Origin of the sequence: Rhodococcus sp. G-MC3, from assembly GCF_030063335.1 — a bacterium.
In the GTDB taxonomy this organism is placed as follows: domain Bacteria; phylum Actinomycetota; class Actinomycetes; order Mycobacteriales; family Mycobacteriaceae; genus Rhodococcoides.
On the sequence record NZ_JASISW010000002.1, the window covers coordinates 205,423 to 221,713 of the forward strand.

The 16,291-nt window shown below is 63.8% G+C and carries 12 protein-coding genes; 6 read left to right on the top strand and 6 right to left on the bottom strand.

All coding sequences use genetic code 11. The features are described 5' to 3' along the window. Nucleotides 1-112 precede the first annotated feature (112 nt). Together QMK17_RS02830 and QMK17_RS02835 are read left to right on the top strand one after the other, a co-directional pair. Nucleotides 113-1,309, top strand: a complete 1,197-nt coding sequence (locus QMK17_RS02830) for an exonuclease SbcCD subunit D (RefSeq protein WP_283506907.1) — start codon at nt 113-115, stop codon at nt 1,307-1,309. Next, on the top strand, nt 1,306-4,296 hold the full coding sequence (locus QMK17_RS02835; protein ID WP_283506908.1) for an AAA family ATPase: 2,991 nt from the start codon (nt 1,306-1,308) through the stop codon (nt 4,294-4,296). Before QMK17_RS02830 ends, QMK17_RS02835 begins: the two co-directional genes overlap by 4 nt. Here the strand turns inward: QMK17_RS02835 and QMK17_RS02840 are convergent. From QMK17_RS02840 to QMK17_RS02865, 6 genes are all read right to left on the bottom strand, one after another. Continuing rightward, nucleotides 4,275-5,498 carry an AI-2E family transporter gene (locus QMK17_RS02840; RefSeq protein ID WP_283506909.1) on the bottom strand — a complete coding sequence of 408 codons (1,224 nt, stop codon included), beginning with the start codon at nt 5,496-5,498 and terminating at the stop codon, nt 4,275-4,277. The genes QMK17_RS02835 and QMK17_RS02840 overlap by 22 nt on opposite strands. A 144-nt stretch (nt 5,499-5,642) precedes the next feature. Beyond that, entirely contained in the window at nt 5,643-6,146 is a 504-nt protein-coding gene (locus QMK17_RS02845) for a methylated-DNA--[protein]-cysteine S-methyltransferase (RefSeq protein ID WP_283506910.1), read from the bottom strand. Further along, nucleotides 6,143-7,588, bottom strand: a complete 1,446-nt coding sequence (locus tag QMK17_RS02850; RefSeq protein ID WP_283506911.1) for a DNA-3-methyladenine glycosylase 2 family protein — start codon at nt 7,586-7,588, stop codon at nt 6,143-6,145. The genes QMK17_RS02845 and QMK17_RS02850 overlap by 4 nt, the downstream gene beginning before the upstream one ends. Nucleotides 7,589-7,704: 116 nt before the next feature. After that, nucleotides 7,705-7,875 carry a YbdD/YjiX family protein gene (locus tag QMK17_RS02855; protein WP_442972680.1) on the bottom strand — a complete coding sequence of 57 codons (171 nt, stop codon included), beginning with the start codon at nt 7,873-7,875 and terminating at the stop codon, nt 7,705-7,707. 1 nt (nt 7,876) lies between these two features. Beyond that, on the bottom strand, nt 7,877-10,162 hold the full coding sequence (locus QMK17_RS02860; protein WP_283506912.1) for a carbon starvation CstA family protein: 2,286 nt from the start codon (nt 10,160-10,162) through the stop codon (nt 7,877-7,879). A 139-nt stretch (nt 10,163-10,301) separates the two neighbouring features. Further along, nucleotides 10,302-11,483 (bottom strand): ROK family transcriptional regulator, encoded by a 1,182-nt coding sequence (locus tag QMK17_RS02865; protein WP_283506913.1) that lies wholly within the window; start codon nt 11,481-11,483, stop codon nt 10,302-10,304. Between the two features lie 143 nt (nt 11,484-11,626). Between QMK17_RS02865 and edd the strand changes: the two genes are divergently transcribed. From edd to ychF, 4 genes are all read left to right on the top strand, one after another. After that, nucleotides 11,627-13,450, top strand: a complete 1,824-nt coding sequence (gene edd / locus QMK17_RS02870; RefSeq protein ID WP_283506914.1) for a phosphogluconate dehydratase — start codon at nt 11,627-11,629, stop codon at nt 13,448-13,450. A 76-nt stretch (nt 13,451-13,526) separates the two neighbouring features. After that, nucleotides 13,527-14,150: a bifunctional 4-hydroxy-2-oxoglutarate aldolase/2-dehydro-3-deoxy-phosphogluconate aldolase gene (gene eda / locus QMK17_RS02875; protein ID WP_283506915.1), complete on the top strand. Its 624-nt coding sequence runs from the start codon at nt 13,527-13,529 to the stop codon at nt 14,148-14,150. 102 nt (nt 14,151-14,252) lie between these two features. After that, entirely contained in the window at nt 14,253-15,047 is a 795-nt protein-coding gene (locus tag QMK17_RS02880; protein ID WP_283506916.1) for a TIGR03620 family F420-dependent LLM class oxidoreductase, read from the top strand. A gap of 12 nt (nt 15,048-15,059) precedes the next feature. Next, nucleotides 15,060-16,139, top strand: a complete 1,080-nt coding sequence (gene ychF, locus QMK17_RS02885) for a redox-regulated ATPase YchF (RefSeq protein WP_283506917.1) — start codon at nt 15,060-15,062, stop codon at nt 16,137-16,139. The last annotated feature ends 152 nt before the right edge of the window (nt 16,140-16,291 follow it).

Genomic DNA, 16,291 nt, shown 5'->3' on the forward strand with positions numbered 1-16,291 from the left:
CACCGACACGGTCGGGGGATGCGGACGATTTCGCCAGACCTTTTGGTGCCACTCGGGTGACGGCAGGCGAGCCTGGACGAGTTTGTCGGTGGCTCGCGTTAGCGTCGTGGACATGAAGATCCTGCACACCTCGGACTGGCACATCGGACGCACGTTCCACGGCGTCGATCTGCTGGCCGACCAGGCTGCCGCGTTGGCTGCCGTCGCGGATCTGGTTGCGGCGCACGGCATCGACGTCGTCGTGGTTCCCGGTGACATCTACGACCGCGCAGTTCCCAGCGCGGACGCCGTTCTCGTGTGCAACAGAGGTCTGGAGGCCATCCGTGCAGCGGGGGCAGTCATCGTCGCGACGTCGGGCAATCATGATTCTCCTGCACGGCTCGGTGCAGGCGCAGCGTTCGCCGCTGCCGGCGGGCTTCACTTGATGACGCGGGTCGCAGACGTGGGTCGTCCCGTTGTGATCGACGACGAGTTCGGTACTGTCGCGTTCTACGGAATCCCTTATCTGGAGCCGGAAACCACGAGAGCCGAACTCGACATTCCCTCGGCGCGCACCCATGCCGAGGTGCTCACCGCTGCGATGGGCCGGGTCACTGCCGATCTGGATGATCGCCGTGCCGATGGTTCCACGGTGAGATCCGTTGTTCTGGCACACGCTTTCGTCGTCGGCGGCGAGGCGACGGGCTCGGAGCGTTCCATCTCGGTCGGCGGCGTCGAGACTGCGCCTGCGTCTGCGTTCGACGGCGTGGATTACGTTGCGTTGGGGCACTTGCATTCTCCGCAGACGTTGAGCGAGCGGGTCCGGTATTCGGGTTCACCACTTCCGTATTCGTTCGGCGAACGCAGTCATCGCAAGGCTGTGTGGATTCTGGAACTCGACGCGGACGGTCTGACGGCGGTGGATCGTGTCGAGCTGCCGGTCGTGCGTGGGCTCAGCAGGATCGAGGGCACAGTAGAAGAGTTGTTGAGCGAGGAGCGTTTCGCCGGTGCGGAAGAGCACTACGTCTCCGCTGTACTGACCGATGCAGTTCGTCCGGTCGATGCGATGCGTTCGCTGCGCACCAGGTTCCCGCACGCCGTTCACCTCGAATGGAATCGTCCCGCCGGTGATTCGACTCTGCGCTACCGCGACAGGGTTCGCGGTCGGACCGACAGTGAGATCCTGGCATCGTTCGTCACCGATATGCGTAGTACGCCGTCGCCCAGTGAGGTTCGTCTACTCGAACGCGCATTGACGAGCGTCCAGGCCGATGAGGTCGCTGCTGACAGCGTCTCCGAGCAGTACGAACTGTTCGGGAAGTCCGCGTGAGACTTCATACGCTCGAGATCACGGCCTTCGGTCCGTTCGCTGGTTCGCACTCCGTGGACTTCGACGCTCTCGGCTCGGATGGCCTGTTTCTGCTGCACGGTCAGACGGGCGCAGGCAAGACCACCATCCTCGACGCCGTCGCATTCGCGTTGTACGGCACGGTCCCCGGTGCTCGCAAGGAGGGCAAACGTCTGCTCTCGGATCACGCCGGACCTGGGTCCGTCCCGACGGTTGCCCTGGAGGCGACTCTCGGAGGTCGGAGGGTCCGCATCGTCCGCAGTCCCGAGTTCTCCAGGCCGAAGAAGCGGGGGACCGGAACGACGAAGCAGAATGCCAAAGCATCGCTGACGTGGCTCGACGGTGTAGGCCAGAACCTCACGCGCCTCGACGAAATCGGCGATGCCGTCGGCGCAGCACTTGGCATGAGTGCAGACCAGTTCTTTCAGGTCGTCCTGCTACCTCAGGGTGAGTTCGCGAAATTTCTGCGCGCCGACAGTGACGAGCGCGGAAACCTACTAGAGAGGCTGTTCGACACGAGCCGGTTCGGCGATATCGAGGAATGGTTCGCCGACGCACGACGGACCAGTGCAGTCACACTGGAATCGAGTCGCATCTCGATCGACAAACTGCTGGGCCAAATTTCGACGGCCTCGGGTCAAGACGAGCAGCTCGATCGGGTGCCGATGGACTGGGCATCCGACGTTCTCGATTCCGCTCGTGAGTCATTCGCTGAGGCCACTGCCACGTTGAACGCAGCAAGGACAGCGTCCGACACCGCGGTCGCCACGCTCAAGGCACTCGAAACCACACTTGACTGTCAACGGCGCAGAAGCGCTGCGCTGGAACAACTCACAGAGTTTCAGGCGGGTGCGTCCGAGCGAGAGGCGATGCGCCTGGAGCTGGAACGGTCGGCTGCGGCCGGTCCCATCGCAGCGTTGGACACCGATCTCGACGCCGCAACTTCAAAGCACACGGTTGCCGCCGGCGCCGCCGACCGTGCGCGCGCGGCACTCGCGCAACACGGCGGTGCGCAAGCGGTACTGGACGGATTGTCCGCGTCCGGCGCGGAGACTCTCGCCGATCGTGCTGTCGTCGCCGGTGCGGTTCGCAAGTGGACCACCGAGGTCGGTGCCCTCGACGAACTCCGAACTCTCACACGGCGTGCGGGAGCCGAGGAACGCACTGCGGCGACGCTCGCCGCCGAGCAGGCATCCGTCGAGAAACTGGTCGTCAGTCTCCAAGCGGAGCGATCCGCGCTGCCCGCCGCCATCGTGTCCGTCGAGAAGGCTGTGCACGGTTCGGTACATGCGGCCGCGGGAATCACGGCCCTCGAAGCGGAATCGACCCGTACTGCCCAGGCTGCCGAAGCTGCAATCGAACTGGCGAAAACCCGCACGAGAATCACGGCTGCGGAGAAGGCGCACGAGAGTGCGCGCGCAGTGCACAACGATGCGCGGGCACACACACTGAACCTCCGCGAGCAACGCTTGTCCGGGATGGCTGCCGAGCTGGCTGCCCGGCTCATCGCCGGAGAACCCTGCGACGTGTGTGGGTCGCCGTCGCATCCCGATCCGGCTCACGCATCCGAGTCCTCCGTCACCAAGCACGACGAGGAGAACGCCTCGGCGCGCGAGCACAAGGCGGCTTCTGCCTTGGAGAAGAAGGCCGCAGAACTCGCGGCACTCGTCCGTACTCATGACGTGCTCGCGCAGCAATCGGGTGATCGGGACAGCGCCGAGCTGGCCCGCGCCCTCGACGCGGTCACCTCTGCTTTGTCAGCTGCACGCGCCGAGTCAGCGCAGCTGGAGACGCTGCGGAGCAAACTTGGTCACCTGCGTACCGAGGACGAGCGACTGTCCATTGTCATCGGTGAACAGCAGGCCGCCGCCGCGGGTCTGTCGGCTCGTGCCGCGCAGGTGCGCAAGTCCGTCGACGAGATGCGAGCCAGGATTGCTGCGGCCATCGTGGGCACGGAGTCCATCGACGAGCGAACGGGCAGGCTCGAGAAGCTGATGTCGTTGTCGACGGAACTGTTGGATCGACGCGCCGACAAGGCGAACACCGCCGCGGATGTTCGGTCCATCAACGGCCAGCTTGATGCTCGAATCGCGGAGTCGGGGTTCGAGTCCGCCGACGAGGCGGCGCGAGCCGTGGTGACACCGGCGAGAGTGCACGCGATCGACACGCTGCTGAGCTCGGCCAACGATCGTCGCGCGCATGCGGAACAGGTTCTCGCAGAACCCGCGATCGCCGCCGTCGCTGGCACCGATCCCGTCGACACGTCAGCGCCGACAGAGGCCGTCGATGCCGCAGCAACCGAACTGCATGCTGCCGTGGCGACGCATGCCGAACGTAAGCGCCGCGCAGAGCAACTCGAAGGTCTGACGGCGCAGCTGTGGGCGGCTGTCGATCGGGCTGCTCCGATGCAGGCCAAGCACGACGAGCTAGCCGCACTCGCCGACGTCGTTGCCGGGCGCGGGCAGAATGCACGCAAGATGTCGCTTCGTTCCTACGTACTGGCGTCGCGGTTGGAAGATGTCGCCGAGTCGGCGTCGGCGCGTCTGGGCCGAATGTCCGCGGGGCGGTACGAGTTCGTGCATTCCGACGATGCCGAATCCCGCGGGAGACGAGGTGGACTGGGCCTCGACATCCGCGACGACTACACCGGCGTTGTTCGGTCGGCGAAGACGTTGTCGGGAGGCGAGTCGTTCCTCGCTTCGCTGGCGTTGGCTCTGGGCCTCGCCGATGTAGTCGCCGCGGAATCCGGCGGCGTGGTGCTGGACACGATGTTCATCGACGAAGGCTTCGGCACGCTCGACGCCGACACTCTCGAATCGGTGATGGGCGTGCTCGACGAACTACGTGCAGGCGGACGAGTGGTCGGTATCGTCAGTCACGTCGACGAAATGCGCCAACGCATTCCCAGCCGCCTGCACGTGATCCGCGAGCGGGATGGGTCGAGACTTCAGCTCTTCGCCGCATCCTGATCAGTCTTGTCCTGAGCTTTCTTCGAATCCTTGTAGTCGCCGTCGTCATCGGTTGCAAGGTCCTTGGCATCCGGTGCTTCGTTTTCCAGCACGGCCTGGTTTGCCTCGCTAGAGCGCTTGTCGATCTGCTCGGAGACATACCGAATCAACACCGCTGCGACCGCGGTTGCGGGCACCGCCAGGAAAGCGCCGATGATGCCGAATACCGAGCTGCCGCCGGTTACGGCGAGCAGGACGATCGCCGGATGCAGGTTCATGCTGCGACTCTGCAGGAGCGGCTGCAGCACATTGCCTTCCAGCTGCTGTACCGCGAAGATGATGACCAGCACGATCAACGCCGTGGTCGGTCCGTTAGCGACCAGCGCGACAAGCACTGCCAGGGCCCCGGCCACGAAGGCACCGACGATCGGAATGAAGCCACCGAGGAACGTCAAGGTTGCGAGGACAAGTGCCAACGGCACACCCAGAATTACCAATCCGAGACCGATGAAGAACGCGTCGATGAGACTGACGATTGCCTGCGTGCGTATGAATCCGCCGAGTGTCGCCCACATCCGCGCAAGAATCTCGGAAAGGTGACTTCCAGCGCGACCGCCGACGAATCCGTGCAGCCACGGGATGAACTTGAGACCGTCCTTGACGAAGAAGAACGTCAGTACCAGCACCAGCGCGAGGGTCACCAGAATCGAGCCGGCAGCGGAAACCCCGCTGAACACACCCGACGCGATCGCGGTGCCACTGTCCTGCAAGCGCGAGGTGATCGAGGAGACGGCATTGTCGATCTGGTCGTCCTGAAGATTGACCGGCGGCCCCTTCAACCAGTCCTGAACCTGAGACACACCGGCGGACGCCTTGTCGACGAGCTCAGGAGCGGAATCGACGACGGACGGGACGATCAAAGTGATGATGCCGCCGATGACGAGAAAGAACACGATGAGCGACGCGGCAGCGGACACCGCAGGCGGAAGACCGACACGCATCATCCACTTGGTCGGCGGCCACAGTACGGTCGCGACGATGATCGCCAACAGTGCTGGCAGAATCACCACCCACAGTGCCGAAATCAGCCAGCCGAGAACCCACGCACCGGCGGCCACAGCCACCAGAATGAGTGACCACTTGGCCAACCACACTCCGCCGACTCCGATAAGGTCACCCCGATCACGTTCGGGCTTTACATCGGGCACTGCCTGCTCTGTCACGTAACAAGTCCTTCTCTCCGCGTCTGCTCTCGCAGCCGTCAGTGGGCCCGACACCCGCTGTACTCGAGTGACTCTAACTTCTCGAACCACCGATCTACCCGCCCGGCGACTCCCTCAACCGTGGCTACCTTCCGACGGCCTCGTTCACCTTCCGACGGCCTCGTGCGCTAGGAGCCATGTCTTCGCCGGCAACCCCCACCGAAACCCGCCGAGCGCGCCGCCGATGCGAAAGACCCGGTGGCAGGGCACGAAGAGGGCGGCAGCGTTGCGCGCGCAGGCCGACGCGGCCCCGCGGATCGCGGCCGGGCGCCCCGCCAGCGCAGCGAACTCCGAGTACGTCACGGGTTCGCCCGCGGGGACCTCACGCAGAATTTTCCAGGCGTGCATGAGGAATTCTCCGGACTGCTGTGAAACGGGCACGTCCTCGATGGCCCCGAGCTCACCGCGGTGGTAGGCGTCGACGGCGTCGGTGATGCTGCCGAGGCGCTTCGCCGGGGAGAAGTCCGCAGGCCGCAGTGACCTGTGAATCAGCGGAACGAGATCGTGGACATTGGCGGTCCATCCCGAGGCCAATACGGATCCGCCGTCGTCGACGATGGTCGTGAACGGTCCGATCGGGGTATCGGTGGTGGCGAAAATACCGGTCATGATCTCCTTCTTTCGAGTGCAACGTTCCACAGGTGCATCGAGACGTAGGAACGCCACGGCGCCCAGCGGTGCGAATCGGTCAGTGAAATGTCCAGTGCTTCGGCGCCCTGACGGACGACGAGGTCGGTGTCGAGCAGAACGTCGGGATCGGCGAGCATCCGCATGACGACGTACCGGGCCGTCCAGGGTCCGATTCCTTTGAGTGCGAGCAGGTCTCGTTCGAGTTCGTCGGCTGGCCGTGCCGTGTGCAGGACGATCTTGCCCGACGCCAAGGCGTCGGCAACTCCGATGATGGAGTTCACGCGGGCGACCGGACCGGCGAGTACTTCGTGGCCGCGCTCGGCGATGACGGAGGACTCGGGGAACAACCTGGTGATGTCGCCGCCGAGTGGGTCCTCGATCGGGGTTCCCAGCGTCTCGACCAGTCGTGTGGTGTGTGTTGCTGCAGCGCGTAACGATATCTGCTGACCGATCATTGTGCGTAGCAGCAATTCTTCGCCGTCTACGTTTCCCGGCGCTCGAATTCCTCGGTGAAGCGCCACGTTCGGCGCGAGTGCGGGATCTTCGCTCAACGCGGTATCCACTGCGTCGGGGTCGGCATCGAGATCGAGGAGATGACGAATACGAGCAACCGCGGGTGCGAGATCGCGCATGTCCTTCAGGCTCAGAGTTGTCTCGACATACCCGTCCTCGATGCGGAGGCCGACGACGGCATGGCCATGCGGCAACCTGAGCGAACGCCGGTAGGTACCGTCGATGAACGACTCGATTCCTGGGACGGCGTGACCCTGGAGGAACCAGTTGAGCCACTGCTTGTCGATCGGTTGTCGGTAGGGCAGTCGCACGACGACCGTGCCGTTCGATGACATGGTTTTCTTTCTGGTGGCCTCCTCGCGCAACGTGGTCGGGTTGACGGCGAACACTTCTCGCACGGTGTCGTTGAACTGTCGAACGCTGGCGAAGCCGGAGGCGAATGCGATGTCGCTCATCGGCATGTCCGTGGTCTGGATCAGCGTCCGGGCGGTGTGTGCACGGTGGGCGCGTGCCAGTGCGAGCGGTCCGGCGCCGATCTCGCTCGTGAGTACTCGGGTGAGTTGCCGAGTGGAATAGCCGAGAGTATCGGCGAGGGAGTCGACGCCACCGCGTTCGACGGCACCGTCCGAGATGAGCCGCATTGCCCGAGAAGTCAAGTCGGAATTGATGTTCCAGCGCGGTGACCCGGGGGTGGCGTCGGGCTGGCAGCGACGGCACGCACGGTAACCCTCCTGCTGAGCGGCGGCGGCAGTGGGCACGAACGTGACGTTCTTCGCTTTCGGCGTGGTGGCCGGGCACGACGGGCGGCAATAGATGCCCGTCGTGCGTACGGCTGTGAAGAACTGCCCGTCGAAGCGAGTGTCTCGCGCTGATACGGCCCGGTAGCACCGTTCGAAATCCAACTCCATGGGCTCCACTGTGTCACCGGTCCGAGTCCGGTGCTAGCGGAAATCGGACACAGTGCGCGCAGCCTGCGGGGTGCATCGAGACAGGCAGTGTCTCGAGACAGGTAGGTTTCGGGCGGTCAGCAGCAGCGGGCGCTCGGGTTGGTGTCGGCTTCGGCGTACCGGTCCCGCCAGAACTGACGTTCCGATGGGACAGGCTCGCCCGGATGGACGCGTCGCATGTGCGCGAGGTACCGCTCGTAGTCCTTGTCGCCCATCACCGAGGTGATCCACCACCAGAGACCACGCATGTCAGTGATGACCTGCGTGCGCGGCGCCGGGAGCGCGGACGGTGCCGTCGGCGATGAGTTTGTCCCACTCGCCCTGGATCTCCCTCTCGGCGGCGGTCGGGATGAAGCCCGCGGGTCCGAAGATCTTCGACGGCACTTCGGGTTCCTCGTTGTCCGGGAGCCCCCCTGCCCGGAATGCTTTGATACACACCAGCAGTGCGGCCACGGCGACGATCAACACGAGCACGGCGAAGATGATCGACAGTGTGCCCTGGATGAAGGTGTTCCGAATGACGGCATCGATTGCCTCGGAGGTCTTGGCGCTCTGGAACTCGGTGAGGCCCTTATTCTTCGCGTCGACGAAGATGCTGTGCTGCTTCCAGTAACCGATGGCAGGCACCGAGGAGAAGATCTTCTGATACGACGCCGTCATCGTGACGATCAGATCCCACACCAACGGGACGCCGGGGATCCACGCCCATTTGAAGAGCCCGCGTTTCATGACAATCGTCAGAACGACCGACAATGCGATGGCAGCCAGCAACTGGTTGGCGATTCCGAACAGTGGGAACAGGGTGTTGATCCCGCCGAGCGGGTCGGTCACACCCATGAGAAGGATTGCGCCCCAGGCGGCGACCACGACGAGCGAGCATACCCAGGCGCCGGGACGCCACGACGGATCCTTGAACTTCTTCGCGGTGGGCCCGGGCAGGTTGCCGATGCTGTCGGAGAGCATGAACCGCGCGACACGAGTACCGGCGTCGACCGTGGTGAGGATGAACAGTGCCTCGAACATGATCGCGAAGTGGTACCAGAACGATTTGAGTCCGGTGCCGCCGAACACTTGGTGCAGCACCTCGGACATACCGAAGGCGAGGGTCGGTGCGCCGCCGGTGCGGGAAATGATCGTTTCTTCGCCGACGGCTTCGGCTGCCTGTCGAAGTTCTTCGGCGGAAACATCTCCACCACTGAGTCCGAGGTTGTTGAGGTATTCCGCTGCGGTTTCCGGCGTGCCGCCGGTCAACGAGGCCGGCGCATTGAGCGCGAAGTAGAGGTGCTGGTCGAGGACGCACGCGGTGATGAGGGCCATGATCGCGACGAAGGATTCGGTGAGCATTGCCCCGTAGCCGATCATCCGCATCTGCTTTTCCTTCTCCAGCAGCTTCGGTGTGGTTCCCGAGGCAATCAAAGCGTGGAAGCCGGACAGCGCACCGCAGGCGATGGTGATGAACAGGAACGGGAACAGAGAACCGGAGAAGGCTGGGCCGTTGCCCTCGGTCGCGAAGGTTGTCATCGCGGGCATCTGAATCTCGGGCCTGGCGATGAGAATGCCGATGGCGAGCAAGGCAATGGTGCCGACTTTCATGAAGGTCGACAGGTAATCGCGCGGCGCGAGAAGCAACCACACCGGAAGAACCGATGCGGCGAGGCCGTAGCCGATGAGGCACCAGGCGACGGTGACCTTGGACAGGGTGAACCAGTCGGTGCCCCATTCGGTGTCGGCGACCCAGCCGCCGGAAATAATCGCGAGCAACAGCAGGGCGACGCCGATGAGCGAGACCTCCGATACCTTGCCGGGGCGCAGGTAGCGGAGGTAGATACCCATGAAGAGTGCGATCGGAATGGTCAGCGCGATCGAGAAGACGCCCCACGGGCTTTCGGCCAGTGCGTTCACCACGACGAGTGCGAGCACGGCGATGATGATGATCATGATGACGAAGACACCGATCAGTGCAGCGGTGCCGCCGACGACTCCGAGTTCGTCGCGAGCCATCTGACCGAGGCTGCGTCCACGCCTGCGCGTCGAGATCCACAGAACGAGGAAGTCCTGGACCGCTCCGGCGAACACGACGCCAATGATGATCCACATCGTGCCGGGAAGGTAGCCCATCTGGGCTGCGAGAACGGGTCCCACCAATGGCCCTGCGCCTGCGATGGCGGCGAAGTGATGGCCGAACAGCACCCGACGATCCGTCGGCATGTAGTCCTTGCCGTTCTCGAGGATTTCGGCAGGTGTTGCGCGGTCGTCGCGCGGGTGGATGATCTTGTTCTCAATCAGTCTGGCGTAGAACCGGAACGCAAGGATGTACGTGCAGACTGCGGCGATGACGAACCAGACGGCGTTGGGATTTTCGCCGCGAACGATGGCGACAACCGTCCAGGCAATCCCGCCGAGCAGGCCGATGATGATCAACAGGACGCGCTTGGTCGGCGTCATCGGACTCTTGTCGACGACCCCGACCGGGGGTAGTTCTGGGTCCGTCTTCAATAGCTCTATGTGCGGATCGTTCGCCGCTTTCAATGTCATGTGGGGAACCGCTTTCGACCGACGCGTTATGTGACAGCGATCACTGTAAGCCTTGGGGGTGACGGCTTGGCACCCATTACCGGTCGATGCGGTCAAAGGTTATCGATTTGCGTCGAGTGGTACGCAAGTGACGTGAGTGTCAGCCGCCCAGTGCCTCGTCCACCGCTCGCTCACTCAGAACTCGGTCCAATACCATTGCTGCGCTGCCGATGACGGCGGAGTGGTCGCCGTGGGTGGTGGCTTGAATCGTCAGCGCGCGGGTGGCCAGTGCCGTTGCGTTGCCGTAGACGGTCTCGCGGAGCCCCGCGACGAAGATGTCGTAGGCCTTGGCCATGTCGCCGCCGACGATCAAGACTTCGGGATTGAGCAGGTTGACGGCTCCTGCGAGGGTTTCGCCGATCTGACGACCACTGTCGCGGATGAGGCGACGTGCTTCGGGGTCACCGCTCACTGCCAACTCGACGACGCCCCGGACGTGACCGACGCTGCGCCCCTGTTCTTGGAGGGATCGGACGAGTGCCCAGCCGCCCGCGATGGCCTCGAGGCAACCGCTGTCTCCGCACCGGCAGGCGACTCCTGCCGCTGCCGCCGTTTTGGTATGGCCGAACTCTCCTGCCGCTCCGAGTGATCCGCGTTGAAGGACGCCTCCGGCGACGATGCCGGCTCCGAGTCCGGTCGATGCCTTGACCAGCAGAGCGTTCTGGAAACGGTCGCGGTTGTCGCGACGTTCGGCGAGCACCATTGCGTTGGCGTCGTTGTCGAGAAATACCGGAGCCGGAGTCGTAGCCGCGAAATACGGGGCAAGGGGAACACCGTCCCAGCCGTGCATGATCGGCGAATCGAGACTGCAGCCGCGGGTGGTGTCGGCCGTGCCGGGGATGCTCAGCCCGACACCGAGGATCCGATGGCCGGAGCGGTCGACGTCGTCGATCAGAGCTTCGAGGCGTTTGGTGATCTGAGGCATCAGCTCATCGGGGCCGATGCCGATTTCCTGGTCGACCGAGTCGCTTGCCAGGAATTCGCCGCCGAGGGTGAACACGCCGAGTTGTGAGCGGCTGCGCCCGATGGCTGCGGCGAGCACGATGCCGGCGTCGACGTCGAACGACAGCCGTGCGGGCGGGCGGCCGCCGGTCGATTGCGCGTCCTCGGCTTCGATGACCAACCCGAGGCTGGTCAGTGAGGCAACTCGGGATGCAACGGCGGATCGGGAGAGTCCGGTGATCTTGCCGAGTTCGGCGCGGGTGTCGGCTTCGCCGTCCCGAACGAGCGCGAAGATCTCGCCTGCTGTCGCAGGTGGCGCACTCGGACGTGGCGGTTGCATATACGCCATTCAACCAACTCGCAACCCTTGCGGCAACAGCGCAAGAATCTCTACTTATAACTTTGAAATACCTAAGTTGGGTTGTCGAACCACGTAAGTGGCTCTAAGCTGAGTTCACGAGAGACCGAACAGGGAGACACCTCATGGACACGATCCACCCGGTTCTGCGTCAGGTCACCGACCGAATCGCAGCCCGCAGCCAGTCCGCCCGGGCCACCTACCTCGATCGAATCGCCGCAGAGGGGGACCGAGGCCCCGCCCGTGGCCGCCTCGCCTGCGCCAACATTGCCCACGGCTTCGCCGCATCAGGCAAGGCCGACAAGCAAGCCCTGCGCGGCATGGTCAAGCCCAACATCGCGATCGTGTCCGCATACAACGACATGCTTTCCGCGCACAAGCCGTTCGAGACGTACCCGAAAGCGCTGAAGGCCGCCGTGATCGACGCCGGCGGGATCGCTCAGTTCGCTGGCGGAGTCCCTGCCATGTGCGACGGCATCACCCAGGGCCGAGCAGGCATGGAGCTCTCGCTTTTCAGTCGCGACATCATCGCCATGTCGACCGCAATTGCGTTGTCCCACGACATGTTCGACGCCACCCTGATGCTCGGAGTGTGCGACAAGATCGTCCCAGGCATGCTCATCGGTGCATTGAGCTTCGGTCATTTGCCGGCGGTGTTCGTCCCTGCGGGCCCGATGACGTCGGGACTTCCCAATGGTGAGAAAGCCAAGGCGCGTCAGCTCTATGCCGAGGGGAAGGTGGGACGCGAGGTATTGCTCGATGCCGAGGCGGCGTCTTACCACGGAAGTGGCACTTGCACCTTCTTCGGAACCGCGAACTCGAACCAGTTGTTGATGGAGGTCATGGGCCTACATCTGCCGGGATCTTCCTTCGTGAACCCCGGAACTCCGTTGCGCGAAGCCCTGACTCGTGAAGCTGCGCACGTCGTAACGGGATTGACCGCACTCGGCGACAACTACACCCCGGTAGGGGAGTTGGTCGACGAGAAGGCAATCGTCAACGGATGCGTCGCGCTGCTGGCCACCGGCGGATCGACAAATCACACGATGCACCTCGTCGCCATCGCGAAGGCAGCCGGAATTACTCTGACCTGGGAGGATCTGTCCGAGCTGTCGGCGGTCGTGCCCTTGATGGCGCGGATCTACCCGAACGGCACAGCCGACGTGAATCACTTTCACGCCGCAGGCGGACTCGGCTTCGTGATCGGATCGCTGCTCGACGCCGGACTTCTGCACGAGGATGTCAACACTGTTGCCGGGCCTGGCCTTGCGCGTTACACGCAGGAGCCCAAGCTCGACGGTGACGGAGTTCTGTGGCACGAGGGCACCCGAATCAGCGGCGACAACACCGTCCTGCGCGGCGCCGAAGACGCGTTCAGCGCCGAAGGCGGATTGAAGATGCTGACCGGGCCGATCGGCAAGTGCGTCATCAAGACCTCGGCGATTGCTTCCGAGCACCGTGTGGTGACGGGTCCGGCACGGGTGTTCGACGATCAAGCCGACTTCCTCGCCGCGTTCGAGGCCGGGCAGCTCGAAGGAGACCTCGTCGCCGTGCTGCGCTACCAGGGTCCGCAGGCGAACGGCATGCCGGAGCTGCACAAGCTGACGCCCGCGCTCGGGATCCTGCAGGACCGCGGCTACCGCGTCGCGTTGATCACGGACGGCCGCATGTCCGGCGCATCCGGAAAGGTGCCCGCAGCAATTCATCTCACGCCGGAGGCGGCCAGTGGCGGGCCCATCGCGAAGATTATCGACGGCGACACGATCACGCTCGACTCGTTGACCGGGACTCTCGACATCGACGTGCCGACAGTCGAGTTCGAGGCTCGGCCCGTCACCGGCCGAGTGCTCACGAACGACGAATGGGCGGGCACCGGACGCGACCTGTTCTCCGGAATGCGAGCTCTGGTCGGCCCTGCCGACGAGGGTGCGATGTTCGTGATGCGCTGAACTGCCCGTGCGCGTTTCGGTACACCCAACTGTCTCCAACCACTCACGGGCGCGGTAGCGCCGGAAAAGGAAAGTCATGACCGAATCCCTCATCGACCGCGTACCCGTGATTCCGGTCGTCGTGATCGAGAATCTCGACCACGCAGTCCCGATCGCCCGTGCACTGGTCAAAGGCGGCCTACCCGTCATCGAACTGACTCTGCGCACCCCGGTGGCACTCGACGCCATCGAACGCATCGCTGCGGAGGTTCCCGAGATCCTGCTCGGCGCCGGCACAATCGTCACGCCGGGCCAGGCGAAGCAGGCCGCCGATGCAGGCGCGCAGTTCCTTGTGTCGCCGGGCAGCACGCAATCGTTGACACAGGCGATGCGCGAAACCGGACTCCCGCACCTTCCGGGCGCCGCGACCGTCTCCGAGGTGCTTGCGCTGCTCGAAGCGGGATACACCGAACTGAAGTTCTTCCCGGCCGAGGCGTCGGGTGGTGCCAACTTCCTGAAGTCCATTCACGCGCCGGTTCCGGCTGCCCGCTTCTGCCCGACGGGTGGAATCTCGCCGGCGAACGTGGCGTCGTACCTGGCATTGCCGAACGTCGGCTGTGTCGGCGGATCGTGGATCACGCCCGCAGCCTTATTGGCGAACGAGGACTGGGATGCGGTTGCCGATCTGGCGCGGGCGGCGTCGGAATTGTCGGGCGCCTGAGTGGCAGGTGAGCCAAAGTACGTCGCAGGGGACGTATTTCCGCTCACGTGCCTGTCCGTAGCTCCTTGACCTCGAGATAACTCGAGGTTTTATCGTCGGTTCATGGACACACTCGGACTCGGCAGAATCGGCATCTCGATCGACGTCAGCCACTCGTACCTCGACGACGCACGCGAGCTGGAAGCGTTGGGCTACACGTCGCTGTGGCTGGCGGGAGGTCAGATCGACAGCTTGACCAGGCTGTCGGATCTGGTGCTGGCGACCGAGACGGTGACCGTCGTACCGGGGATCGTGCCGGTCGATGTCTACGACGCCGCTTCGGTGGGCGCACTGTTTCGTGATCTCGAGGGGACCGGCCGATTCGTCGTCGGGCTCGGCGGGCCTCAGTCGGCGAAGCCGCTGGCCGGGTTGAACACGTATCTCGACGAGCTCGACGTGCCTTCCGATCGTTTGATCCTCGCCGCCCTCGGCCCGCGAAAGCTCGAGCTGGCGGGTCAGAGAGCCGCAGGAGCCGTCGCACTGCTCGTGACGCCGGCGTACGCAGCCGAGGCCAGAAAGATCCTGGGCGACGCGTCCCTGGCGATCGATCTTTTCGTCGTTCTCGAAACCAATCAGGAGCGTGCCCGCGCGTTCGCCCGAAAGCCACTGTCCTTCCTCGCGTCGGTTCCCGGTTACCGCCAGAACTTCCTTCGTATGGGCTTCACCAGCGAGGACGTCGATCAACTCGCCGACAGACTCGTCGACGCCGTCGTGGCGTGGGGAAGCGTCGACGACATCAGTCGACGCGTTCAGCAGTTCTTCGATGCCGGTGCCGACCACGTTGTACTCGCGCCGCTGGCGACAACGGCTCTGGTCGCGGGCCGGGCGCTGTCGGAGCTGGTGGTCGCGCCAAAGTAGACTCCATAGACCGTGAGCCTTACCCTCGGAATCGTCGGATTGCCCAACGTCGGCAAGTCCACCCTCTTCAACGCGCTGACCAAGAATGATGTGCTGGCGGCGAACTACCCGTTCGCCACTATCGAGCCCAATGTCGGTGTGGTTCCGCTGCCCGATCCGCGGCTCGGCAAACTCGCCGAGGTCTTCAGCTCGGAGAAGTTGGTGCCTGCGCTTGTATCGTTCGTGGACATCGCCGGCATCGTGAAGGGCGCTTCCGAAGGTGCAGGTCTCGGCAACAAGTTCCTGGCCAACATTCGTGAAGCCGATGCCATCTGCCAGGTTGTTCGTGTGTTCGCCGATGACGATGTGGTGCATGTCGACGGCCGTGTCGACCCCGCTGCGGACATCGAGGTCATCGAGACCGAGCTCGCAATTGCCGACCTCCAGACATTGGAGAAGGCGATTCCGCGCGTCGAGAAGGAAGCGCGGATCAAGAAGGACCGCAAGCCTGCGCTCGACGCAGCCATCGCCGCTCAGGCTGTACTGAACGAGGGCAAGACGCTGTTCTCTCAGCGGAGCAAGCTGGACTTCGAGCTGCTGAAAGAATTCCAGCTCCTGACGACGAAACCGTTCCTCTACGTATTCAACGCGGACGAGTCCATCCTCACCGACGACGTCAAGGTCGGCGAGCTTGCTCGCTCCGTCGCACCGGCGGATGCAGTGTTCTTGGATGCAAAGATCGAGTCCGAGCTCCTCGAACTCGACGCTGAGTCTGCAGCCGAGCTCCTCGAGAGCGTCGGGCAGACAGAGCCGGGTCTCGACGCCCTGGCCCGCGCAGGCTTCCATACTCTCGGATTGCAGACCTACCTCACGGCGGGGCCGAAAGAGGCTCGTGCGTGGACGATTCACAAGGGAGACACCGCTCCTCAGGCAGCGGGCGTCATTCACACCGACTTCGAGCGTGGCTTCATCAAGGCTGAAGTCGTCAGTTTCGACGACCTCATCGAGACAGGCTCCATGGCTGCAGCGAAGGCTGCGGGCAAGGTGCGTATCGAGGGCAAGGATTACGTCATGGCCGATGGGGATGTCGTGGAGTTCCGCTTCAACGTCTGATCCCGGACGAAATCCAAGACCCGGTTGTGCGCGGAGTGAGCCGTCGGGCGCAAATCGGGGGCGTAGATCCGGTGGCGACCGGGTGCTCCCAAATCTACGTCCCGGTTGCGTCTGAATCGAACATCAGGATGTAAACCTCAGTTTGCTCGATA

Excerpts from the sequence above, each read along its gene's own strand:
- QMK17_RS02830 (WP_283506907.1), top strand. The coding sequence starts at position 113 with ATGAAGATCCTGCACACCTCGGACTGGCACATCGGACGCACGTTCCAC.
- QMK17_RS02845 (WP_283506910.1), bottom strand. The coding sequence starts at position 6,146 with ATGACCGGTATTTTCGCCACCACCGATACCCCGATCGGACCGTTCACG.
- QMK17_RS02850 (WP_283506911.1), bottom strand. The coding sequence starts at position 7,588 with ATGGAGTTGGATTTCGAACGGTGCTACCGGGCCGTATCAGCGCGAGAC.
- QMK17_RS02855 (WP_442972680.1), bottom strand. The coding sequence starts at position 7,875 with ATGCGTGGTCTCTGGTGGTGGATCACCTCGGTGATGGGCGACAAGGAC.
- QMK17_RS02860 (WP_283506912.1), bottom strand. The coding sequence starts at position 10,162 with ATGACATTGAAAGCGGCGAACGATCCGCACATAGAGCTATTGAAGACG.
- QMK17_RS02865 (WP_283506913.1), bottom strand. The coding sequence starts at position 11,483 with ATGCAACCGCCACGTCCGAGTGCGCCACCTGCGACAGCAGGCGAGATC.
- edd (WP_283506914.1), top strand. The coding sequence starts at position 11,627 with ATGGACACGATCCACCCGGTTCTGCGTCAGGTCACCGACCGAATCGCA.
- eda (WP_283506915.1), top strand. The coding sequence starts at position 13,527 with ATGACCGAATCCCTCATCGACCGCGTACCCGTGATTCCGGTCGTCGTG.
- QMK17_RS02880 (WP_283506916.1), top strand. The coding sequence starts at position 14,253 with ATGGACACACTCGGACTCGGCAGAATCGGCATCTCGATCGACGTCAGC.